Consider the following 24,024-nt stretch of genomic DNA (forward strand, 5'->3'; position numbering starts at 1 on the left):
GTAATGTAATGGATAATAAAATCGTATATGTCGTATCTGACTCTGTAGGAGAAACGGCTGATTTGGTTGTTAGAGCGGCAATGGGACAGTTCCCATTCGCTCCTGATATTAGACGTGTACCGTATGTAGAAGATACGGGGACATTAAAAGAAGTAATCTCGATTGCCAAGAGCAATCAAGCGCTTATTTGTTTTACGTTAGTAAAGCCTGATATGCGTCAATATTTATTGACAGAAGCGGCAAAAGAAGGAGTAGAGGCATACGATATTATCGGACCTCTTATCGATCAAATTGAAGGAATTACAGGGCAAGTACCAAGGTATGAGCCAGGTGTCGTTCGAAGATTAGATGAAGAGTACTTTAAAAAAATTGAAGCGATTGAATTTGCAGTTAAGTATGATGATGGTAGAGATGCACGTGGTATTTTAAAAGCTGATATCGTGTTGATTGGAATTTCACGTACATCAAAAACACCACTTTCACAATATTTAGCGCATAACAAACGTTTGAAAGTTGCCAATGTACCACTTGTACCGGAAGTGGATCCACCTGAGGAATTATATCAAGTGGCAAAAGAGAAATGTTTCGGTTTGAAAATTATACCGGATAAGTTAAATCATATTCGAAAAGAACGATTGAAATCACTTGGATTAAGTGATGGAGCAACATATGCAAATATTAATCGTATTCAAGAAGAACTTGGTCATTTTGAGGAAGTAATTAGTAAAATAAATTGTCAAGTGATTGATGTATCAAATAAGGCGATTGAAGAAACAGCAAATATTATTGTGAATGCAGTGCAAAACCAAAAAATGTTTTAGCACATTTACCAAAGGTGAATGTGCTTTTTTCGCTCGTGAGAAGGCGATAGAGGAAGATGCGAAGTAGAGCATGAACTTTCGGCTTAGTAATAGAATATAGCGGAATGGTTATACTTATATTCTTCTGTTTTTTTTATTATGCTAAAGGAACGATTTCGTTATCTTTAAATGTAAGATGAAAATTAAAGGGATATGTAGCGTAGTTGAAGAAAATATATTATAATAAAAAATTGTGATAAAAACCTATATTTTACGTTTAGACTTTAATTTTTCAGAATAAACTAGGGATAGGATTTTCGAAAAAGACATGTATTTACGTTAAATCGACAAAATCTAGACAAGAAAACGCACATTATGGAAGGATTCACAGAAGGGATGTAGAATACAGAAATATGCAAAACATCAGTAAGATATTATTTGATGCAGATGCGTATCCCGTGAAGAATGTAATTGTGCAAGTTGGAACAAAATTTTATGTCGAAATTTTGTTTGTCGCATCCTATGCTCATCGTTCAAGAAAACAGCAAGGCAATTGGGTCTATGCAGATTCTGAGCAAGATGAAGTTGATTGTTATATTCATCAACATGCAAAAGCTACAGATCTCATGATCATACAGGTTATAGTGCTTGCTAGTCTTCTTGTGAAAAAGGAGTATATGTATTGTCTCCAAGAGATACATTTGTAACAGATGAGCAAATGGATACAATTTTATATAGTAGTATGTATCTGCGAATTCACGCAGACTGGGGACTTATACGAAAGGTCCAAAATCGTTTACACAATGTGATCGACAGTACTTTCTAACAAATTTAGAAAAATATTGTCGAATTATAAAGGAATCTTTTAATTTATATCGAATACAAAATACGACACGGAGATGGATTTATGGGGAACAGAATTCCCGAAGAAGTTGTTGAACAGATTCGGACATCATCTGATATTGTAGAAGTGATTGGTGAGTATGTTCAACTTAGAAAGCAGGGACGTAACTATTTCGGCCTTTGTCCATTTCATGGTGAGAATTCTCCTTCATTCTCTGTTTCATCTGATAAGCAAATTTTTCATTGCTTCGGATGTGGAGAAGGTGGAAATGTATTTTCTTTTCTTATGAAAATGGAAGGACTTGCTTTCACCGAGGCTGTTCAAAAGCTTGGCGAAAGAAATGGAATTGCAGTTGCAGAATATACATCAGGGCAAGGACAACAACAACAAGAAGACATATCTGATGACACTGTCATCATGCAACAGGCTCATGAACTTTTGAAAAAGTATTATCATCATTTATTAGTAAATACAGAAGAAGGAAATGAAGCACTTTCATATTTATTAAAACGTGGTATTACAAAAGAGATGATTGAGAAATTTGAAATTGGTTATGCATCACAAGCTTGGGATGCAGCAACGAAAGTTTTACAAAAAAGAGGTTTGTCGCTATCTAGTATGGAACAAGCTGGCCTTCTTGTAAGAAGTGAGAAGGATGGCAGTCATTATGACCGCTTCCGCGGAAGAGTTATGTTTCCGATTTATACTTTACAAGGTAAGGTGATAGCGTTTAGTGGAAGGGCGTTAGGAGATGACACTCCGAAATATTTAAATAGTCCTGAAACACCGATTTTTTACAAAAGTAAGCTGTTGTATAATTTCCACCAAGCAAGGCCGTTTATTAGAAAACGTGGGCAGGTTGTCCTTTTTGAAGGTTATGCCGATGTACTAGCTGCGGTGAAAAGTGGTGTGGAAGAAGCTGTTGCGACAATGGGAACAGCCTTAACTGAAGAACAAGCGAAACTTCTGCGACGTAACGTTGAAACTGTTGTTCTTTGCTATGATGGTGATAAAGCAGGGCGAGAAGCGACGATGAAAGCAGGGCAATTACTATTGCAAGTTGGTTGCCAAGTGAAAGTTACATCCTTGCCAGATAAGCTTGACCCTGATGAATATGTGCAACAATATGGGACAACCGCTTTTGAAAATCTTGTGAAATCAAGTATAAGTTTTGTTGGTTTCAAAATAAATCATTTGCGTTTAGGGAAAAATTTGCAAGATGAGTCTGGCAAAGAAGAATATGTGAAAAGTGTTTTAAAAGAGTTATCATTGCTACAGGATGCGATGCAGGCGGAATCATATTTAAAATCATTATCGCAAGAATTTTCGTATTCAATGGAAACACTTTTGAATCAATTGCACCAATATCGCAAAGAACAAAAGGTACAGCAAAAACAAATAAAGCAGGTTTCTAAGCCATCTCAAATTGTTCAAACGAAGCCGAAGTTAACAGGTTTTGAAAGGGCAGAAAGAGAAATTATCTACCATATGTTGCAAAGTGCAGAAGTGACAGTACGTATGGAACCTCATATAGAAGATTTTTATACAGAAGAACATAAAGGGATTTTATATGAACTATACGCATATTATGAAAAGGGAAATGAACCTTCAGTCGGAACATTTTTAAGTTGGCTCTCTGATGAAAAGTTGAAAAATATTATCACTGATATTTCGACGGATGAATTTATTAATCCAGAGTACACAGAAGAAGCGTTACAAGGTCATTTGGAGGCGTTAAGACGCCATAAAGAGAAACTTGAAAAGATGGAAATTATCTTTAAAGTAAAACAAATGGAAAAAACAGATCCTGTAGAGGCTGCTAAATATTATGTGGCATATTTACAAAGTCAAAAAGCAAGAAAATAGCTTTTTCGATAAAATTTTAGTATAATGAATGTTTGTATCTCGCGTAAGGAGGGGAACAGATGGCTGATAAACCAGCTCGTTCTAAACAAATTGAAACTGAAATGACCCTTGAGCAAGTGAAAGAACAACTCACTGAGCTTGGAAAAAAACGTGGCGTTCTTACATATGAAGAGATTGCAGAACGCATGAATGGATTTGAAATTGAATCCGATCAAATGGATGAATACTATGAATATTTAGGTGAACAAGGGATTGACTTAGTTGGTGACAATGACAACGACGAAGGTCCTAATAATCGCCAAATTACAAAAACGGAAGAAGAATTCGACCTCAATGATTTAAGTGTGCCACCAGGTGTGAAAATCAATGACCCTGTTCGTATGTACTTAAAAGAAATTGGTCGAGTTGACTTACTGTCCGCTGAAGAAGAAATTCGACTTGCGACACGTATTGAAGAAGGCGATGAAGAAGCGAAACGCCGTCTTGCAGAAGCAAACTTACGTCTTGTAGTAAGTATTGCAAAGCGCTACGTTGGCCGCGGTATGCTTTTCTTAGACTTAATCCAAGAAGGAAATATGGGTCTAATTAAAGCGGTTGAAAAGTTCGACTATCGTAAAGGTTTTAAATTTAGTACGTATGCAACTTGGTGGATTCGCCAAGCTATTACACGTGCGATTGCAGACCAAGCGCGAACAATTCGTATTCCAGTTCATATGGTTGAAACCATTAATAAGTTAATTCGTGTACAACGTCAATTATTACAAGATTTAGGACGCGAACCATCTCCTGAAGAGATTGGTGAAGAAATGGATCTTGCTCCAGAAAAAGTACGCGAAATCTTAAAGATTGCACAGGAGCCAGTTTCTCTTGAAACACCAATTGGTGAAGAAGACGACTCCCATTTAGGTGACTTTATTGAAGACCAAGAAGCAACATCGCCTGCGGACCATGCAGCGTATGAGTTGCTAAAAGAACAATTAGAAGATGTGTTAGATACACTAACAGATCGTGAAGAAAATGTTCTGCGTCTTCGTTTTGGTTTAGATGATGGACGAACTCGTACGCTTGAAGAAGTTGGGAAAGTATTCGGCGTAACGAGAGAACGTATTCGTCAAATTGAAGCGAAAGCACTTCGCAAATTAAGACATCCAAGCCGTAGTAAGCGTCTTAAGGATTTCTTAGAATAGGCTACCTTTAAGTTTACTTCACTTTTGTGAAGTAAACTTTTTTATTTTGTTAATTTTTGTTAAAATTTATCTATCGGCAACGATTACAATTTCTTGTAATTTATTTTACAGAATTGTCTTTTGATTTGCAAATGCTCATTTTTCGATTTTTCGATTAATTTTGTTTATTCCATACAAAATAATATGTAGAAAAGTAAAAAATATGATGAGAAACGTTAGTAATTATCGAAATAATATGCGATATAATAGTGAAAATCAATAAAATGAATTTACGGAATATTTTTAACAAGTAGTAGTTTGCTCTTTTCTGATAGAGTGTTTTCAAGTACAATATAAATGACTGAATCATCTAACTATTTAGCGGTATAGAGGGGGGAGAAGAGATATGAAACGTAATCCATTGATTCCGTTCGCTCTTATTGCAGCATTAGGTATTATCGTTATGTTTGTATTTTCATTTCAGGGGCTAAATAAATCTAAAGAGTTAGCTGATGCAAAAAATGGCGGGAAACCAGCACAAACAGCATCAAAGCCAGAGGATATTGTAAAGCAAAGCTGTACGAGCTGTCATGGTGATCAGTTACAAGGGGCGGTAGGACCTAATTTACAAAAAATTGGTGGGAAACTTTCGAAAGATGAAATTAAAGAAGTTATTTCAAAAGGAAAAGGAAATATGCCAGCAAATATAGTTCCAGCTGATCAAGCGGCAAAAGTAGCTGATTGGTTATCGAAGAAAAAATAAAGTATAGAAAAACAAGTCTTTTGCTTTTTGCAAAAGGCTTGTTTTTCTATACTATCTAAAATACGATTAGTAATAGAGAATTGAAGTATTGTTATGGGCTTGCAACAACAACTATAAATTCATTATCATGGAGACAGACTGACAAGAGAAGGAGTAATGGAAATACATGAATGAAGTAAAGCTTTCGAAACGATTAGAAGAAGTTGTGAGGGAGATTCCGGTAGGCTCTACAGTAGCTGATATTGGATCGGATCACGCGTATTTACCGTGTTATACAATTATAAATAATATTGCTACAAAAGCAGTTGCAGGAGAGGTTGTAGATGGACCGTTTCGCTCTGCACAAGCAACTGTAGCTGAAAGTGGCTTACAAGGTAAAGTAGACGTTCGTAAAGGGAATGGATTAGCTGTTATAGCGCCAGGAGAAGTAGATGTTATTACAATTGCTGGTATGGGTGGAGCGTTAATTCGTGACATTTTAGAAAGTGGTAAAGAAAAATTAGAAGGTGTAACACGTTTAATCTTACAGCCGAATATTGCAGCGCACCATATTCGTGAATGGTTTATTGAAAATGGATGGGAGCTTATAAGTGAGAAAATTGTAATAGAAGACGGAAAGATTTACGAAATTTTAGTCGGAGAGCGAGGAGATATAGCGGTACCTTACTCTGAAAATAAACAAGCTGAATTGTTTATGGGGCCATTTTTAATAAAAGAAAAAAGTGAAGCTTTTGTTGAAAAGTGGGAAGGAGAATTGAAAAACTTCCAAAATATTTTAAAACAGTTAGAGCGTGCAGTAGAGTCTGAAGAGACAAAAGCGAAGCGTGCAGAAGTAGATGCGAAAATGAAAATGATAGGAGAGGTTTTATCATGAGTAAAATTCCGAATGGTCATGAAATTATTTCTTTGTTTGAAGGTATGTATCCGAAGCATTTAGCGATGGAAGGGGATAAGGTTGGCTTACAGATTGGAGCGCTTAATAAACCTGTGCAGCACGTATTAATCGCGTTAGATGTAACTGAGGAAGTTGTGGACGAGGCGATCCAATTAGGAGCGAATATCATTATAGCGCACCATCCTTTAATCTTTAATCCATTAAAAGCGATTCATACAGATAAGGCGTACGGAAGAATTATTGAAACATGTATTAAAAATGATATTGCGGTGTATGCAGCGCATACAAATGTAGATATTGCTAAGGGCGGGGTAAATGATTTACTTGCTGATGCGTTAGGGTTACAAAATACAGAAGTATTAGCTCCTACATATGCAGAAGAAATGAAAAAAATTGTTGTATTTGTTCCGGTAACCCATGCAGAAGAAGTGCGCAAAGCTCTTGGAGATGCGGATGCAGGTCATATCGGTAATTATAGCCACTGTACGTTCGGTAGCGAAGGGGTAGGCATGTTTATCCCTCAAGAAGGTACAAACCCTTATATCGGAGAAACTGGACAGTTAGAACGTGTGGAAGAGGCGCGTGTCGAAACGATTGTTCCAGCTTCATTACAAAGAAAAGTTATTAAAGCGATGTTGGCAGCCCATCCATATGAAGAAGTGGCATATGATGTATATCCGCTTGATAATAAAGGTGAAACATTAGGCCTTGGTAAAATAGGGTATTTACAAGAAGAAATGACGCTTGAGCAGTTTGCTTCACATGTAAAACAATCATTACATGTAAAGGGTGCAAGAGTTGTTGGAAAGTTAGATGATAAAGTGCGTAAAGTAGCTGTACTTGGTGGTGACGGTAATAAATATATAAACCAAGCGAAATTTAAAGGAGCAGATGTATATGTAACAGGTGATATGTATTATCATGTTGCTCACGATGCGATGATGATTGGTTTAAATATAGTCGATCCAGGGCATAACGTTGAAAAAGTAATGAAGCAAGGTGTACAAAAACAATTGCAAGCCAAAGTAGATGAAAAGAATTTCAATGTACAAATTCATGCTTCACAGTTACATACGGATCCGTTCACATTTGTATAAGAAAAATAAAAACCGTTGCTCATGTAGGCAACGGTTTTTTGTTATTGTTGTTTTTTTACTTTTACACGTGGCAATATCTTTTGAAGTGGTACTTTTCGAATTCTGTCCCATGTAGCTGGATTCATCGGGTCATATTGCTCTAAGAAAGCAATAACTTCTTTTGTGATTGGTGTTGGAGTAGAAGCACCCGCTGTAACTGCAACATTTTCGATACCTTGTAGCCATTCTAATTGGATTTCACTTACGTCTGCAACGCGGTATGCTCTCGTACCAGCGATTTCTTGTGATACTTGTGCTAAACGGTTTGAGTTGTTACTTTTCGGATCGCCGACAACAATTGTTAAATCTGCAACATCAGCTTGTTTAGCGACAGCTTCTTGGCGAACTTGAGTTGCTAAACAAATTTCCTTGTGGAATTCTGCTGTTGGGAATTTTTTCTGAATGTCCTCCATTAAATGTTGAACATCCCATTGACTCATTGTTGTTTGATTCGTAACTAAAATTTTATCTGTTGGGATTTCTAATGTTTTTAAATCGTCAGCTCTTTCGATAAGATGAACGATATCAGGTGCAATACCAACTGCGCCTTCTGGTTCTGGATGATTTTTTTTGCCGATATAAATGACATGATATCCTTCAGCTTTCTTTGCTTCAATAAGGTCATGTGTTTTTGTAACATCTGGGCAAGTTGCATCAATTGTCGTTAAACCTTTTGCTTTTGCACGTTGTTTAACTTCTGGAGAAACACCGTGTGCAGTGAAAATAACAGTACCAGAATCGATTTTATCTAAAATTTCTAATCGACTTGGACCGTCTAATGTAATGATGCCATCCTCTTCGAAAGCATCTGTGACATGCTTATTGTGAACAATCATACCTAAAATATAAATGGGTCTCGGTAATGATTTATCTAATGCGGCGTTACGTGCAATAACCATTGCGTCAACAACACCGTAGCAATAACCACGAGGGGAAATTTTAACAATCTTCATGTGAGTAATCCTCTCCTTCTAAACAAGGGATACTTTTGTGCATAGTCCATTACATTATAAAGGAGGAGTGGATAGAAAACAAAGGATTGTTACACATATAGTTTTGGTTTTGTTGCTGATTGTTGAACGGGTTCTTTCGGAACCTCTTTTTCTATTACCGGTTCAAGCACTATTTTTTTTCGTTTCCTTTTTGGAGGTGGAGGAGGTGGAGTTGCTACCTCAACCTGTTCTGTTGCATCTTCAGTTTGATTTTCTTCCGTACCTTTTCCAGAGGTGAGGATTTTAACAATGCTTGGTAGACTACGCATAATGGGACCGTACTGTTCGACAACAGGACCGACAGATTGCACGACTTGAGATACTTTTTCGATATTATTTATCATATTAGTTGGGTTCGAAATTAAATTTGAAAAAAAACTACCGATGCCGCTGCTAGATGCCGCTGCAGTTGTAGCTGACGCAGCACCACGTGTATCATTTGATTCATACATTTGAGGTGGTATCATCTGTTGAGGATATTGCTGCATGTATGGTTGATATTGTTGTGTATATTGTTGTTGGTATGGCTGTTGCTGTTGATATTGGGGCGGCGGTTGTTGGTGCATCATCGGTGGCCCTTCCATTTGTCGATAAGGAGGGACCATTTGCATGAAAGGTTCGGTTGGATCGTGTTTTTTAAAGAGTTTAGCAAGGAAACCTTTCTTTTTTTGAGCCATCGGTGGTAGTTGTGGAATCGGATATGGTGTGTAAGATTGTTGTCCTCGATTCGGATACATTTGTCTTATAGGGGATTTCGGAAACATGTGGGAAATCCTCCTTTCTTCAGTTAGGTATATACACATACAATATGCAATGGAAGGAAAGAAGGTTAGTTTTTGAGATAAAAACCTAAACTAAAGATGGATTTTACTTGTAGATTTCGATATAATGTAGACTTGACTGATTTGTGCGCAGTAGAAATTTTAGAAAGAAGGTGTAACTTATGACACTACAAACTTTTACACAGTATGATTTTAAACCATTTTTAATAGATGCAGTTCGTGAACTACGCTTTTCAGAGCCGACAGGAATTCAAAAGAAAATTTTCCCGGTCGTGAAAAAAGGTGTGAGTATAATTGGACAATCCCAAACTGGTTCTGGGAAAACACATGCATACTTACTTCCTACATTAAACAGAATTGATGCAAGTCGTGAAGAAGTACAACTTGTTATTACAGCGCCTACTCGTGAGTTAGCACAACAAATTTATCAAGAAATTGTGAAACTAACAAAGTTCTGTGCAGAAGATCAAATGATTACAGCACGCTGTTTAATTGGTGGAACTGATAAACAACGATCAATTGAAAAGTTGAAAAAACAACCTCATATTGTAGTTGGAACGCCAGGACGTATTAAAGACTTAGTAGAAGAAAAGGCGCTATTTGTTTATAAAGCGGATACTATTATTGTCGATGAAGCGGACTTAATGCTTGATATGGGATTCATTCAAGATGTAGATAAAATTGCGGCACGTATGCCTAAAAACCTACAAATGTTAGTTTTCTCTGCAACAATTCCTCAAAAATTAAAACCATTTTTGAAGAAATATATGGATAATCCAGAACATATTCATATTAATCCGAAGCAAGTTGCAGCAGGAAATATTGATCATTACCTTGTGCCTTCAAGACACCGTAATAAAACTGAATTAGTGAAAAATATGCTACTTCAATTTAAACCATATTTAGCAATTGTCTTTACAAACACAAAGAAGAAGGCTGATGAAGTAGCCGATGGATTAGCAGAACGTGGGTTAAAAGTAGGACGTATACACGGTGATTTATCACCACGTGATCGTAGAAAAATGATGAAACAAGTTCGTGATTTAGAGTTCCAATACATTGTCGCAACAGATTTGGCGGCACGCGGTATTGATATTGAAGGGATTAGCCATGTTATTAACTATGAACTTCCACCAGATTTAGATTTCTTCGTTCACCGTGTTGGAAGAACTGCACGTGCGGGTCATTCAGGTATTGCAGTGACGATTTATGATCCAGCAAATGAAGAAGCGTTAGATAGTTTGGAAAAACAACGTCATATCGAGTTTAAGCATGTAGATTTACGCGGAGATGAATGGGCGGATTTAGGTGACCGTCGTCGTCGTAAGAGCCGTAAAAAACCAAATGATGGACTAGATGTTATGGCAACAAAAGTTGTTAAAAAGCCGAAAAAAGTAAAACCAAACTATAAACGAAAACTTGCAACAGAACGTGACAAAGTGAAGAAAAAATATAGCAATAAAAAAAGATAAGGGATTTCCCTTATTTTTTTTTATCTCACTACTTGAGAGAAAATCGATTACTGCGGACTAATAATTAGTGAGGGGTAGAAAAAACGTTGACTAAAGTTTCACTTTATTGGATTAATTTAAGTATAGAGTGCAGACTGTTTAAATAGTCAGTTTAATCTATGTAGTGCCTTTTGTGTGAACAAACAATTCGCTACATATTTCTACAAATTATGCTATCATTATATCTATTGTATATTGAAGAGGTGATTGTATGTTAAAGATAGGATCTCATGTTTCAATGAGTGGTAAGAAGATGTTATTAGCAGCAAGTGAAGAGGCTGTTTCATACGGTGCAACAACGTTCATGATTTATACAGGTGCACCGCAAAATACACGAAGAAAACCAATTGAAGAATTGAATATAGAAGCAGGAAGAAAACATATGGAACTAAATGGTATTGAGGAAATTATCGTCCATGCTCCGTATATTATTAATGTTGGAAATACGACGAAACCTGAGACGTTCCAATTAGGTGTGGATTTCCTGCGTATGGAACTTGAAAGAACGGCAGCATTAGGGGTAGCGAGACAAATTGTTCTTCACCCAGGAGCTCACGTTGGTGCAGGAGCAGATGCTGGTATTCAACAAATTATTAAAGGGCTTAATGAAGTAATAACGCCAGAACAAACGGTTAATATTGCGCTAGAAACGATGGCAGGAAAGGGAACAGAATGCGGTCGTAGTTTTGAAGAAATTGCGAAAATTATTGATGGTGTGAAATATAATGAAAAACTATCTGTATGTTTTGATACGTGTCATACGCATGATGCAGGTTATGACCTTGTAAATGATTTTGACGGTGTGTTAAACGAATTTGATAAAATTGTTGGAATAGATCGTTTGCAAGTACTTCATATTAATGATAGTAAAAATGTACGCGGAGCTGGAAAAGACCGTCATGAAAATATCGGTTTCGGTCATATTGGCTATAAAGCATTACATCATATTGTGCATCATCCACAGTTAATGAACGTACCAAAAATTCTTGAAACACCGTATGTAGGTGAAGATAAAAAAGATAAGAAGCCACCATATAAATTAGAAATCGAAATGCTGAAAAATGGTACTTTTGATGAAGGAATTCTTGAAAAAATTAAAGCGCAATAAGGAGGGGATTTTCCCCTCCTTATTTTAATAGCTGCTGAAATAAAGTATTTACTTGTTGGGCAGTGGCAGGAGTAGTTACTGTAGCGATTTGTTTTAGCAAATCTAGTCGCTCGGTATTATCATAAATGTTAATATTTTTTCCCTTCATAAGTAAAACAATTTGATCAGCTTGCGCAGTCGTAATTGAAACTTCATATTCTTTACTATATTTCAATAACTCTTTTGTAGAAATATGATTTAATTTTTTGTTCACAATTTGTTTAATGAGGTTCATCGTGTTGTCCTCCTTCACACGTTCTTCTATCGAAATATATGTAAGCATAGCTTGTACATATTCGTATCAAGGTGCATTTTTTCAATGGGGAAAAGAAGCTTATGTTATAATATAAGAACGAAACTATAGATAAAGAGTATAAGGAGGACTTATGGAGAAAAAGCAACATCGAAAAGAAAGTGTTATTCATCTTGTATATCGTTTAGTTATGATTGTCTTTGGGGCAGCGTGTGCGGCGGTAGCGATTGAACTGTTTTTAATGCCAAATAAAATTATTGATGGTGGAATTATTGGTATTTCTCTTATATTAGATTATCTTACTCCTAATATTTGGTGGTTAAGTTTCTCTACTTTAGTTGTTATCCTCAATATTCCTTTTATGTACTCCGGGTATAAGCAAATTGGAAAAACATTCATGTTATCTTCAGCATTTGGAATTGTAGCTTTAGCATTTATTGAATCAACGTTGCATGCTATCCCGCCATTTACAACAGAGCCGATTTTAGCAACAGTTTTCGGCGGTCTTATTTTAGGGATCGGTGTAGGACTTGTTATTCGTCATGGTGGATCGTTAGACGGGACGGAGATTATGGGAATTCTATTAACGAAGAAATTACCGTTTTCTGTTGGTGAATTCGTAATGTTTGTGAACTTATTCATTTTTGCATGGGCAGCATTTGTTTTTGGTGTTGAACAAGCGATGTATTCTGTTATGACGTACTATATCGCATTCAAAACAATTGATACGGTAATTCAAGGATTAGACGAAACGAAAGCGGTTTTAATCGTATCCGATCAATATGAGGAAGTATCAAATGCAATTTTACACCGCCTTGGTCGTGGAACAACAAAACTTGTTGCTAAAGGTGGCTATACAGATAAAGAAAAAGAAGTTATTTATGCAGTTGTAACACGTCTGGAAGTGACGAAGTTAAAATCAATTGTGCATGAAATTGATGAAAACGCATTTGTTACGATTATGAATACACAAGAGACAAATGGTGGTAAGTTTAAATCAGCAATTCATTAAAAAGTTAATTGTAATATCTTTTGAAAGCAGAGAATTCTTCTCTGCTTTTTGTTATAATAATAAGGTTTCTTGAAATAAAGAATATATTTTAGGCAGATTGGTTTACAACTATAATAAGCTGTACTATAATTCAAATAGAGATAAATCGGAATCATTCTGAATTAAAATAGGTGAGATGATATGAATAATATATTGGAAATAGAAGGATTAACGTTTCGATATGAAGATCGCAACGTGTTAGAAGATATTAATTTGCAAGTTCCGAAGGGAGCTTTTTTAGGTTTAGTTGGACCAAATGGTTCAGGGAAATCGACTTTACTTAAATGTTTATTGGGTGTTTTAAAACCAAAGCAAGGAAGTATTAGATTGTTTGGCATTGATAGTAAGAAATTTAAAGAGTGGAATAAAGTTGGTTATGTATCCCAAAAGGCAAGTAGTTTTAACTCAGGTTTCCCAGCAACTGTTTTTGAAGTTGTTTCAATGGGGCTCGTTTCGAAAAAGGGGCTTTTTCGCTTTTTTACGAAAGACGATAATGCGAAAGTAGAAAAAGCGATTGCTGATGTAGGTATGAGTGAGTTTCAAGGTCGCAACATTGGAGAACTTTCTGGTGGACAACAACAGCGTGTATTTATTGCTCGTGCACTTGTGAGTAATCCGGAATTGCTTATTTTGGACGAACCTACTGTTGGAATCGATGTAAAAAATGTGGAAAGCTTCTATGAGATACTAGAGGATTTAAACAAAAGGCTAGGGATCACGTTAATTCTTGTTACACACGATATGGGTGCTGTAACAGAGAAGGTGACGCATGTTGCATGTTTAAATCAGCATCTACATTTCCATGGGAATGTAGAGAAATTCCGAGAGTTAGAAGATGCAGAAATGTCGATTTTATATGGGCATCATGTTCATCGCTTAGAACATGAACATGGGCATCACGGGAGGATATAATGATACAGGATTTTTTACAATATGATTTTTTACGTAATTCTTTATACGCTGGTGTTTTAATAGGGCTTGTCGGACCACTTATCGGCGTGTTCGTTGTAATTCGCCGCATGTCGCTTATTGCGGATGCATTAAGTCATGTGACGTTATCAGGAATTGCAGCCAGTTTATTACTTGAAAAGACAATCTTTACTGGTGGGTTTTTAAACCCTTTATATATGGGAATGTTTTTTTCAATCGGTGGAGCATTGCTAATTGAAAAATTACGTACTGTATATAAACATTATCAAGAGTTAGCAATTCCGATTATACTTTCAGCAGGCATGGGGATTGGAGTTATCTTCATTTCACTTGCTAATGGATTCAATACGGATCTATTTAGTTATTTATTTGGTAGTGTAAGTGCTGTGACAAGTGCGGATTTAATTATTATTGGTATAGTAGCAATTGTAGTTATTATAACGATTGTTTTATTATACAAAGAGTTGTTTTTACTATCATTTGATGAGGAATACGCTGTATCAACCGGTTTGAGTGCAAAGTGGATTCACTTTATTTTCATTATATTAGTTGCTCTTGTAATTGCGGTATCAATGCGTGTGGTAGGTGTTCTTCTTGTATCATCTTTAATGACGTTACCAGTTGCAGCAAGTATTCGTATTGCAAAAGGATTTAAACAAACAATTTTCTTTTCCATTTTATTTGGTGAAATTGCAGTAATTGGTGGAATGTTTGCTTCGTATCAACTTGATCTAGCACCAGGTGGTACAATTGTTATGATAGCGGTTCTTATTTTAATCGGTGCGATTTTATGGAAGAAGAAAAAAACTGCATAAAGTAGGGATAGGTATGAATCTAACAGAAGCTTTACGCCTAATGAAGGAAAAAGGATATAAACATACGGGGAAAAGGGAAGAGATGCTAAGATTATTCGCGGCGCATAATCGTTATTTAACCGCAAAAGATGTTTTAGAACATATGAAGGATGATTATCCAGGACTTAGTTTCGATACGATTTATCGTAACTTAACGGTTTTTGCTGAAATTGGTGTTTTAGAGCAAACGGAATTAAATGGTGAAAAACATTTTCGTTTTATGTGCTCTATTATGGAACATCATCATCATTTCATTTGTTTAGATTGTGGTGGTACGAAAGAAATCACTTCTTGCCCAATGGATTTTATGAATAAAGATTTTAAAGGTTATGAGGTAACGGGACATAAGTTCGAAATATATGGTCGTTGTCCAAAATGTGCAAAATAAGAGAACTCGTCGGTTATATAACTGACGAGTTTTTAATTTAAATGTAAAAAAGGTTGCTCACAAAAATTGTGGGCAACCTTTTTTTATTGTTCTTGTTCTTGTTTTTCTTTTTCTCGTTCGGCAGCCATTTCAGCAGCGATTACATCAATTTCTTTTTTCAGTTCTTCTACCATTGTTTCTTCTGGTACTTTACGAACGACTTGCCCTTTACGGAATAATAAACCTTCTCCGCGTGCACCAGCAATACCGATGTCGGCTTCACGAGCTTCACCAGGACCGTTTACGGCGCAGCCGAGTACTGCAACCTTAATTGGAACTTTAAGTGTAGAGATGTATTCTTCGACTTCATTAGCAATGCTAATTAGGTCGATTTCAATACGACCACAAGTTGGACAAGAAATAAGTGTTGCGGCATTAGATGCAAGACCGAATGACTTTAATAGTTCACGTGCAACCTTTACTTCTTCGACTGGATCAGCACTTAAAGAAATACGAAGTGTATTTCCGATACCTTTACTTAAAATTGCTCCAAGACCAGCGGCGCTTTTTACAGTTCCAGCAAACAATGTTCCTGATTCTGTAATACCTAAATGTAATGGATAATCAAAAGCGCGAGCAGCTTTTTCGTATGCTTCAATTGCTAAGTTAACATCAGAGGCTTTCATGGATACGATAATATCGTGGAAATCTAAGTCCTCTAAAATTTTAATATGGTGCAGTGCGCTCTCGACCATACCATCAGCAGTTGGATATCCATACTTTTCTAAAATATGACGTTCTAATGAGCCGGCATTTACACCGATACGGATTGGAATGCCACGCTCTTTCGCTGCATTTACAACAGCTTCTACTTTATGGCGACGTCCAATGTTACCTGGATTGATACGTACTTTATCAATGCCGCCTTCGATTGCTTTTAAAGCAAGGCGATAATCAAAATGAATATCAGCAACAAGTGGAATGTTGATTTGTTTTTTAATATCAGCAATAGCATTTGCTGCGCGTTCGTCTGGAACAGCAACACGAACAACTTGACAGCCAGCTTCTTCTAAACGTTTAATTTCAGCAACTGTAGCCTCAACATCATGTGTTTTTGTTGTCGTCATACTTTGTATAATTAATTCATTGTTACCGCCAATTGTTAAATTACCGACTTTAACTGGACGTGTTTTTGTGCGTTGAGTCATTTCATTCACGAATTGATCGCTCTCCTTATAAAAGAAGTTTCTTATTTTAGTCCCTTACATCAATGATAGTATGTGTGAGAAAGGGCTATAGAAACCAAAGTACTCGGTTTCACTTTTACTATTGTATCAGCGCCTTTATGTAATTGACAAGGATTAAGTGATTGCTTATTGATATAACGGGAATTTATAAGACTTTCCAACTTGGATTTTTGTAGTGGATGTATTTTTATTTAATTGCTTAAAATCATCAATTACTTTTTCAATAGAAGGGATTTTTTTCTTATTAATTTGTTCTGTAATAGAAAGAACGGTCTCGCCAGTTTTTACTTCGATTGCTTTATAAGCTACATCCGTTTCTTTTTCTGTTTCTTTCTCTTTATTTTGTTTTGTATCTGTATTTTCTTGTTTTATCGTTTGGGCAGCAGAGGTTTTTTTGTATGAACTTAACATCGGTAAAGTACCGATTTTTATGTCGTAATAAAATATATAACCGAGGACAAGCACGAATAAGAGGACACCTAATCTCTTCATATCCTTCACTCCTTTGCTAGGAATATATGCTTGTCCAAAAAAAAAATGCCTATTTAGGCATTTTTTTATAGTTCTTGTTTTTCTTTCGGTTTTGGAACTTCTTTAATTGTTAAGTATAGAACGATTAAAACAACTGCAATGTAAATGAATGTTGCACCAGGTACGTTTATTTTGAATAAATCCATAATCATAAAGAAGATTGTTGGAATTGTGTAGCTGTAAGCAGTTAATGTCCAAACTTGTTTATAAGATAATTTGCGTTGACCGCTCATCGCAGAACCGATGAAGGCAAGCAATGTAACTCCTACAAAGGTAATAAATAATTGGAACAAGTACAGTAAGAACCCAATAACGAATAATAAGATTGGATAGATACTGTCAAATAACGAAATGAAATCTTGTAAATCTTTTTTCTCAAGAGATGCGCCTAATAAGTCATTATAGGAGTATGTTTGTGTTTGACCATTCCCCATGGAGACTACTTTATCTTTTAAAACAAATAAACCTGTTTTATTTTGATATTTTTCTAAGTCTGTTGAATTTGGATCAAATACGAAAAGGGCATTTCCATCTTCTTTTTCGATAGGTTGATCAATATCAGCTGTTAGCTCGCCATTTTCAATTTTAAAATCAGGTAAATCTTTTTCGATTACTTTATTTACCATGTTAACACCATCTTGGATGACGCTACCGTACAAGAAAGTTCTTGGAATAGTAGTGATTAGGCAAAGAAGCATAATATACAAAATGGTTTTACCGATTTTTTGAAAACGGAAAAGCGCCATATCTTTAGGCGAATATACGCTTTTTGCTAGCTGTGTAAAAATGGACATAGATTCACTTCCTTTATGTATGTATAAAATCATTGTAACGTACGAATCTAGAGAAGCTCAAGATATATTATATTTACATATAGTAGAGAGGACTAAATTCCTTCTTATTAATTTACTTCTTTTAGTAGAGAAAAATACAATTGACACTTTTCTTTTGTATATGGTAAATTTATCTTACATTTTTCAAACGATATATCCGATGGGAATTTAGTTGTTTTTAATGGTACATACGTAATCGTGGACCCTTAGCTCAGTTGGTTAGAGCAGACGGCTCATAACCGTCCGGTCGTAGGTTCGAGTCCTACAGGGTCCATATCCATTTCATATGTTTAGTATGTCAGCAGGAAGCTTCCTTGTAGAAGGAAGCTTTTTTTCGGAATATATGAGCATTTTAATTGAAAAGAAGTGGGAATTTTGCTACTTTAATGATAGCAAGACAAAGCGATTTATTTGTTTGCACCCTATGGCAATTAGGGTAGAATGAAGTTGTAGGTCACATATGTAGTGACAATACATAAACCGGGAGGAATATAATAATGGCAAAACACGAATTACCAAATTTACCTTATGCGTATGATGCTTTAGAACCTCACTTTGATAAAGAAACAATGAACATCCATCATACAAAACATCACAACACGTATATTACAAACTTAAACGCTGCTTTAGAAGGTCATGCAGAATTAGCAGACAAAAGCGTTGAAGAATTAGTTGCAAACTTAAACGAAGTACCTGAAGCAATCCGTACAGCAGTACGTAACAATGGTGGCGGACATGCTAACCATACATTCTTCTGGACAATCCTATCTCCAAACGGCGGGGGACAACCAGTAGGCGAACTTGCAACTGCGATTGAAGCGAAATTCGGTAGCTTCGATGCATTCAAAGCAGAATTCGCAAAAGCTGGCGCAACTCGCTTCGGTTCTGGTTGGGCTTGGTTAGTAGTAAACAATGGTGAGTTAGAAGTAACAAGCACTCCAAACCAAGATTCTCCTCTAACTGAAGGTAAAACTCCAGTTATCGGTTTAGATGTTTGGGAGCATGCTTACTACTTAAATTACCAAAACCGTCGTCCTGACTACATCGGTGCATTCTGGAACGTTGTAGATTGGAACGTTGCTGAAAAACTTTACCAAGAAGCAAAATAATTGAAGTTAATACAGCTAGAAAAAAGCTAGGAGTTTTCTCCTAGCTTTTTTCTATGCTCTCCTTTTACATAATTGAGCTTGTCTTTGGAAGACTAGAACATGAAGTAAAGGAGAGTTGTGTATGAAGTGGAAACATGTAATTGGTGATGTTGAAGTGAATCGGGATTTAGTATTATTGCTCGTTATAGGAGGTTTATACACGCTCGCAATTTCTTTATCGAATACGTTTGTAAACATTTATTTATGGAAGCAAACACAAAATTATGTAAATCTGGGCTTGTATAATTTGGCCAGCGTTGTATTGCAGCCTCTAACATTTCTTGTGGGCGGGAAATTAGCGAAACGTATTGATCGCTCGATTTTATTGAGAATCGGTGTAGGCACGTTAGCTGTTTTTTTTATCGTCGTTTTAGTAGCGGGAAAAAGTGCATCTCACTATATTTTACTAATGGGAGCCCTTTTAGGAGTTGGTTATGGTTTTTATTGGCTCGCTTTTAACTTGTTGACATTTGAGATTACAGAACCAGAAACAAGAGATTTTTTTAACGGTTTTCTAGGACTTCTTACATCGTTCTCTGGAATGATTGGGCCGATAGCAGCAGGATATACAATTTCACGTATGGAAAAATGGAGTGGTTATACTGTCGTTTTCTTCCTCTCGTTACTGCTATTTGCGGTTGCAGTCGTTCTAAGCTTTTTTTTATCAAAGAGGGAATGTGAAGGACGCTATGAAATTGTGCAAGTATTGAAAGAGCGGCAAGTTGATGAAAACTGGGGAAGAATTACGCGTGCTCATTTCTTCCAAGGTTTGAGAGAGGGAACGTTTATTTTCGTTATTTCGGTATACGTCTATTTAGCATCTGGTAGCGAGTTAGCACTAGGGAAGTATAGTTTAGTGAATTCTGCAGTATCATTTGTATGCTATTATTTAGTTACTCGTCTGTTAAAGAAAGAATGGCGAAAAAAAGCAATTTTAATTGGTGGCATTATTTTATATGCGGTCGTATTTTTAGTTATTTTCAATGTTACATATACGAAATTACTTATTTATGCAGCATGTATCGCGGTTGCATATCCCATTTTACTCGTTCCGTACGGATCCATGACATACGATGTAATTGGTAGAGCAAAACAGGCGAGAGAATGGCGTGTAGAATATGTAGTTGTCAGGGAATTATGGTTAAATGCCGGAAGGATTTGTTCCATTTTAAGTTTTTTATGTGCTGTCATATTCTTTCCTCCTGAAAAAAGTTTACCTTTCTTACTATGTATTTTAGGAGCTGGACATTTTCTTATTTATTTTGCAGTTAAAAATGTCAAATATGATGAGGGAAATGTGAACAAAACCAGCGCTGTAGCGCAAGGAACCCCGCAGAATCAAACTGAACCAGAAGGTTAACTTATCGTTTGTTTTATGCTAGAATAGAAAAAGATGTAAGACAGCAGTGAGGGCACCTGTATGAAGGTGTCCCTTTCACATTACATAGCTGTTGGTAGAGGGGGTTTGTATGAGTAAGAAGCAGAAAAAGAACCAGACAAAGACAAAAACCCACGTTCCCTTTCGGTTAAACGTGTTGTTTTTTTGCGTGTTTTTAATGTTCTCCGCAGTTATTGTAAGGCTTGGATACGTACAAATTGTTCGTGGTGAGGAATATAAAAATGAAGTTGAGAAAAAAGAAAATTCAACGATAAGTAATCCTGTACCACGCGGGAAAATATTTGATCGTAATGGAGAAGCGGTCGTAGATAATGAGCCTATTCGTACAATTACATTTACAAAAATGAAGGGATCAACTGCAGCAGATCGCTTAGAAACGGCGAAAAAGTTAGCAGATTTAATTGAAGTCCCAACAGATAAGTTAACAGATCGCGATAAAAAGGATTATTGGCTTGCTTTACATAAAGAAGAAGCAGAAACAAAAATCACAAAAAAAGATCGTGAAGAGCTTAAAATAAATAAAATTGACGATAAAGAACTGGATGAACGTCAACGAAATCGTGTGACAGAAGAAGAGATTAATCAACTGTCAGCAAAAGATTTAGAAATATTGGCGATCAAAAGTAAGATGGAAAGCGGATATGCAATGACGCCGCAAATCGTTAAAAAAAATGCAACACCGGAAGAATACGCGATTATTAGTGAAAATTTAGCGAAATTACCAGGTGTAGATACAAATGTTGACTGGGAGCGAAAATATAAGTATGACGATATGTTCCGAAGTGTACTTGGTGGTGTAACTTCTTCTGATGAAGGGCTACCGAGAGAAAGATTAGATTACTATCTTGTTCGTGATTATAATCGTAATGATCGCGTAGGAAAAAGTTACCTTGAGCAACAGTACGAAGATAGTTTACACGGCACAAAAGCTGAAGTTAGAAATGTTACAGATAAAGAGGGTAATATTTTAGAAACTATTAATGTGTCACAAGGACAACGAGGTAACGATCTGAATTTAACAATTGATATGGCATTACAAAAGCGCGTGGAAGAAATTCTTACGAAAAACTTAATGAGATTTAAAGGGAGCGAACCTCTTTTAGATCGTGCATTCGTTGTAATGATGAACCCGAAAAATGGTGAAGTTTTATCTATGGCGGGGAAACAATTAGTGAATAAAGACGGCGAAACGAAAGTAGAAGATTTTGCATTAGGAACGATGACGAGTTCTTATCCGATGGGTTCAACTGTAAAAGGTGCGACAGTACTTACGGGATATCAAACTGGTGCAATTCAACCTGGATCTGTACAGTTAGATGAACCAATTAAATTAAAAGGGACACCTACGAAGTCATCTTGGAAAACGATGGGGTATATTAATGACCTTACAGCGTTAAAAATGTCTTCTAACGTTTATATGTTTAAAACAGCGATGAATATTGCAGGGGTTCCGTACATACGAGGCGGTACGTTAGATATCCCGCAAAAAGCATTTGATACTATGCGTTATTATTTTGGGCAGTTTGGGCTTGGTGTAAAAACAGGAATTGATTTGCCAAATGAAACTGCTGGTCAAATAGGTAAAGGGAATCAACCAGGTTTCTTATTAGATTTATCAATCGGACAGTATGATACGTATACACCGCTTCAATTAGCGCAATATATTTCGACGATTGCAAATGGTGGATATCGTATGCAACCCCAAGTTGTAAAGGAAATCCGTCAGCCATCGGCGAAACCAGAGGAAGTTGGAAAAGTTGTTCAATCCATGGAACCGAAAGTGTTAAATCGTGTTGATATGCCTGAATCACAAATTAAACGTGTTCAAGAAGGATTTAGACAAGTGTTTAACGATTCAGGTGGTACAGCTACAAAGTACTTTGCAGGTGCACCATATAAAGCAGCTGGGAAAACAGGTACAGCTCAAACTGTATATGGCGGAGATAAAGAGATTGGTAGAAATGCAAAAGGTGAGCGTGTTGAAACATATAACTTAACATTAGTAGGTTATGCGCCACTTGAAGACCCAGAAGTAGCATTTTCTGTTGTTGTGCCATGGGTACATGATGACAAAACAGGGATTAATGGATATATTGGTCGTGAAATAATGGACGCTTACTTTGATTTGAAAAAACAAGCATTAACTGGTGAAGCTCCAAAAGATGAAAAAGAGAAAAAAAGTAATGCACAAGATGATGAATAAAAAAGTTGTAAAAAAAGCACACTATCTGAAAAGATAGTGTGCTTTTTTTTATGCTTTATGCATATGGTTTAGTAAATGTGGACAAGCGTAAAATGTTGAAAAAAACATGTAGTTTCAAAAACGATGAACATAACAAGATGAGTGCATACGCTCTAAGTTTGTCTTGTGTAATAGGAGATAGCAGTTTTATGGATGATTAGAAAATTTCCTGCATCTAAAGTACAAAATTCAAAATTAAGTTTGTGTATACAGTTGTTTTTGTGGAACTTTACAAAACTTTTACAAACAATTAAAACCGAATTAATAGTTTAGCAGTATTCTTATATCTGTAATCCTGTTATTTCCGGTTACTTCTAGGAGGAAGAACACGTGAAATGGATGAGCGCATCGATTAAAGTTTTGACATTATCGACATGTTTCCTTTGTTTTAATATGTCTACTGCATTCGCTACAAGTGAAATGGGAGAAGTGAGAGTTGATGGATCCTCAACGGTTTTTCCTATTATAGAGGCAGTAGCAGAGGAATATACAAAGGCCCATCCAAACGTGAAAATTTCTATTAGTATTTCTGGGACAGGAGGAGGATTTAATCGTTTCAGTAAAGGAGAAGTAGATATAAACAATGCTTCGAGATTGATGAAACCGGTAGAAGAAAATGCAATGCAGAAAAACTCCATTCAATTTACACCATTTGAGGTTGCTTATGATGGTCTAACGATTGTTGTGAATCGTCAAAATACGTGGGTAAACAATATGACGATAGACGAGTTACGTCTATTATGGAGTGAAAATGGAAGATTGAAACGGTGGTCACAAATTCATTCATCATGGCCACGTGAACAAGTTAAATTTTATGCGCCAGGCGTAGACTCTGGTACTTATGATTATTTCCAAAATGTTGTCTTACAAAATAATCGCCTTGTAAAAACGGTTTCTTTGTCTGAAGACGATCAAGTTATTATGCAAGGGGTAATGAATGATAAAAATGCCATTGCTTTTGTAGGATATGCTTATTATATGGCCAATCGAGATAAGGTAAAAGCAATACAGGTGGATGGTGTATTTCCAACGAAAGAGACCATTCAATCGGGTACGTATAAGCCATTATCTAGGCCGCTATTTACGTATGTGAATCATGCATCTATCAGAAATAAAATTAATGTAGCAAATTATGTTGAGTTTATGATTAAGCATGTTGGAAGCCTTGCTGAAGAGGTCGGATATGTAAAATTACCAAAAGAAAAATATAATGAACAGCTGCGAATGTTAACAGAAATAAAAAGGTAATGTCAGGGTGGAAAGGGGT

23 protein-coding genes and 1 tRNA gene are annotated in these 24,024 nt (G+C 36.2%); 18 read left to right on the forward strand and 6 right to left on the reverse strand.

Features of this window, described 5'->3' with window-relative positions; genetic code table 11:
* The first annotated feature begins 8 nt into the window (after positions 1-8).
* From MKX77_RS03430 to MKX77_RS03460, 7 genes are all read left to right on the forward strand, one after another.
* Positions 9-821 (forward strand): pyruvate, water dikinase regulatory protein, encoded by an 813-nt coding sequence (locus MKX77_RS03430; protein ID WP_341305833.1) that lies wholly within the window; start codon positions 9-11, stop codon positions 819-821.
* Between the two features lie 392 nt (positions 822-1,213).
* Complete coding sequence (locus tag MKX77_RS03435; RefSeq protein WP_341305834.1) at positions 1,214-1,507, forward strand: DUF188 domain-containing protein; 294 nt, start codon at positions 1,214-1,216, stop codon at positions 1,505-1,507.
* 200 nt (positions 1,508-1,707) lie between these two features.
* Positions 1,708-3,510: a DNA primase gene (dnaG, locus tag MKX77_RS03440; protein WP_341305835.1), complete on the forward strand. Its 1,803-nt coding sequence runs from the start codon at positions 1,708-1,710 to the stop codon at positions 3,508-3,510.
* A 59-nt stretch (positions 3,511-3,569) separates the two neighbouring features.
* Entirely contained in the window at positions 3,570-4,697 is a 1,128-nt protein-coding gene (gene rpoD, locus MKX77_RS03445; RefSeq protein ID WP_000764062.1) for an RNA polymerase sigma factor RpoD, read from the forward strand.
* A gap of 385 nt (positions 4,698-5,082) precedes the next feature.
* Positions 5,083-5,439 (forward strand): cytochrome c550, encoded by a 357-nt coding sequence (cccA, locus tag MKX77_RS03450; RefSeq protein WP_341305836.1) that lies wholly within the window; start codon positions 5,083-5,085, stop codon positions 5,437-5,439.
* A gap of 166 nt (positions 5,440-5,605) precedes the next feature.
* Positions 5,606-6,313: a tRNA (adenine(22)-N(1))-methyltransferase gene (locus MKX77_RS03455; protein ID WP_341305837.1), complete on the forward strand. Its 708-nt coding sequence runs from the start codon at positions 5,606-5,608 to the stop codon at positions 6,311-6,313.
* Positions 6,310-7,431, forward strand: a complete 1,122-nt coding sequence (locus tag MKX77_RS03460; RefSeq protein ID WP_341305838.1) for a Nif3-like dinuclear metal center hexameric protein — start codon at positions 6,310-6,312, stop codon at positions 7,429-7,431. Before MKX77_RS03455 ends, MKX77_RS03460 begins: the two co-directional genes overlap by 4 nt.
* Positions 7,432-7,472: 41 nt before the next feature.
* Here the strand turns inward: MKX77_RS03460 and MKX77_RS03465 are convergent, their stop codons facing one another.
* Both MKX77_RS03465 and vrrA read right to left on the reverse strand, forming a co-directional pair.
* Positions 7,473-8,423, reverse strand: a complete 951-nt coding sequence (locus MKX77_RS03465) for a 4-hydroxy-3-methylbut-2-enyl diphosphate reductase (protein ID WP_341305839.1) — start codon at positions 8,421-8,423, stop codon at positions 7,473-7,475.
* A gap of 89 nt (positions 8,424-8,512) precedes the next feature.
* The gene (vrrA, locus tag MKX77_RS03470; RefSeq protein ID WP_341305840.1) at positions 8,513-9,226 is read right to left on the reverse strand and encodes a VrrA/YqfQ family protein; all 714 of its coding nucleotides are present in this window, start codon (positions 9,224-9,226) and stop codon (positions 8,513-8,515) included.
* Positions 9,227-9,405: 179 nt separating this feature from the next.
* On the opposite strand from vrrA, the gene MKX77_RS03475 reads away from it, so the two are divergent.
* Both MKX77_RS03475 and MKX77_RS03480 read left to right on the forward strand, forming a co-directional pair.
* A complete protein-coding gene (locus MKX77_RS03475) occupies positions 9,406-10,716 on the forward strand; it encodes a DEAD/DEAH box helicase (RefSeq protein ID WP_341305841.1) in 1,311 nt (436 codons plus the stop codon).
* Positions 10,717-10,966: 250 nt separating this feature from the next.
* Entirely contained in the window at positions 10,967-11,863 is an 897-nt protein-coding gene (locus tag MKX77_RS03480; RefSeq protein WP_341305842.1) for a deoxyribonuclease IV, read from the forward strand.
* Between the two features lie 19 nt (positions 11,864-11,882).
* Here the strand turns inward: MKX77_RS03480 and MKX77_RS03485 are convergent, their stop codons facing one another.
* Positions 11,883-12,137 (reverse strand): DUF2624 domain-containing protein, encoded by a 255-nt coding sequence (locus MKX77_RS03485; RefSeq protein WP_215554206.1) that lies wholly within the window; start codon positions 12,135-12,137, stop codon positions 11,883-11,885.
* Between the two features lie 151 nt (positions 12,138-12,288).
* On the opposite strand from MKX77_RS03485, the gene MKX77_RS03490 reads away from it, so the two are divergent.
* The 4 genes from MKX77_RS03490 to MKX77_RS03505 all read left to right on the forward strand — a co-directional run bounded on the left by MKX77_RS03490 (position 12,289) and on the right by MKX77_RS03505 (position 15,378).
* Positions 12,289-13,167 carry a YitT family protein gene (locus MKX77_RS03490; RefSeq protein WP_002015168.1) on the forward strand — a complete coding sequence of 293 codons (879 nt, stop codon included), beginning with the start codon at positions 12,289-12,291 and terminating at the stop codon, positions 13,165-13,167.
* 180 nt (positions 13,168-13,347) lie between these two features.
* Complete coding sequence (locus MKX77_RS03495) at positions 13,348-14,118, forward strand: metal ABC transporter ATP-binding protein (protein WP_002111871.1); 771 nt, start codon at positions 13,348-13,350, stop codon at positions 14,116-14,118.
* Positions 14,118-14,951, forward strand: coding sequence for a metal ABC transporter permease (locus MKX77_RS03500; protein WP_002160460.1), 834 nt, complete (start codon positions 14,118-14,120; stop codon positions 14,949-14,951). The genes MKX77_RS03495 and MKX77_RS03500 overlap by 1 nt, the downstream gene beginning before the upstream one ends.
* A gap of 13 nt (positions 14,952-14,964) precedes the next feature.
* On the forward strand, positions 14,965-15,378 hold the full coding sequence (locus tag MKX77_RS03505; RefSeq protein WP_002067192.1) for a Fur family transcriptional regulator: 414 nt from the start codon (positions 14,965-14,967) through the stop codon (positions 15,376-15,378).
* Positions 15,379-15,461: 83 nt separating this feature from the next.
* Here the strand turns inward: MKX77_RS03505 and ispG are convergent, their stop codons facing one another.
* From ispG to yqgB, 3 genes are all read right to left on the reverse strand, one after another.
* The gene (ispG, locus tag MKX77_RS03510) at positions 15,462-16,565 is read right to left on the reverse strand and encodes a flavodoxin-dependent (E)-4-hydroxy-3-methylbut-2-enyl-diphosphate synthase (RefSeq protein WP_165762451.1); all 1,104 of its coding nucleotides are present in this window, start codon (positions 16,563-16,565) and stop codon (positions 15,462-15,464) included.
* Positions 16,566-16,730: 165 nt separating this feature from the next.
* Positions 16,731-17,096 (reverse strand): hypothetical protein, encoded by a 366-nt coding sequence (locus MKX77_RS03515; RefSeq protein WP_341305843.1) that lies wholly within the window; start codon positions 17,094-17,096, stop codon positions 16,731-16,733.
* A 65-nt stretch (positions 17,097-17,161) separates the two neighbouring features.
* Positions 17,162-17,929, reverse strand: a complete 768-nt coding sequence (gene yqgB, locus MKX77_RS03520; protein WP_002034056.1) for a protein YqgB — start codon at positions 17,927-17,929, stop codon at positions 17,162-17,164.
* Between the two features lie 239 nt (positions 17,930-18,168).
* Between yqgB and MKX77_RS03525 the strand changes: the two genes are divergently transcribed.
* The 5 genes from MKX77_RS03525 (at position 18,169) to MKX77_RS03545 (ending at position 24,005) form a co-directional block, all read left to right on the forward strand.
* Positions 18,169-18,242, forward strand: a tRNA-Ile gene (locus MKX77_RS03525).
* A gap of 223 nt (positions 18,243-18,465) precedes the next feature.
* Positions 18,466-19,077, forward strand: coding sequence for a superoxide dismutase [Mn] (gene sodA / locus MKX77_RS03530; RefSeq protein WP_001052029.1), 612 nt, complete (start codon positions 18,466-18,468; stop codon positions 19,075-19,077).
* A 121-nt stretch (positions 19,078-19,198) separates the two neighbouring features.
* Complete coding sequence (locus MKX77_RS03535; RefSeq protein WP_341305844.1) at positions 19,199-20,476, forward strand: MFS transporter; 1,278 nt, start codon at positions 19,199-19,201, stop codon at positions 20,474-20,476.
* 109 nt (positions 20,477-20,585) lie between these two features.
* A complete protein-coding gene (locus tag MKX77_RS03540) occupies positions 20,586-22,718 on the forward strand; it encodes a peptidoglycan D,D-transpeptidase FtsI family protein (protein ID WP_341305845.1) in 2,133 nt (710 codons plus the stop codon).
* Positions 22,719-23,087: 369 nt separating this feature from the next.
* The gene (locus MKX77_RS03545; RefSeq protein ID WP_341305846.1) at positions 23,088-24,005 is read left to right on the forward strand and encodes a PstS family phosphate ABC transporter substrate-binding protein; all 918 of its coding nucleotides are present in this window, start codon (positions 23,088-23,090) and stop codon (positions 24,003-24,005) included.
* Positions 24,006-24,024 lie beyond the last annotated feature (19 nt).

The organism is Bacillus sp. FSL R9-9410, from assembly GCF_038050385.1.
GTDB classification, from domain to species: Bacteria; Bacillota; Bacilli; order Bacillales; family Bacillaceae_G; genus Bacillus_A; species Bacillus_A cereus_U.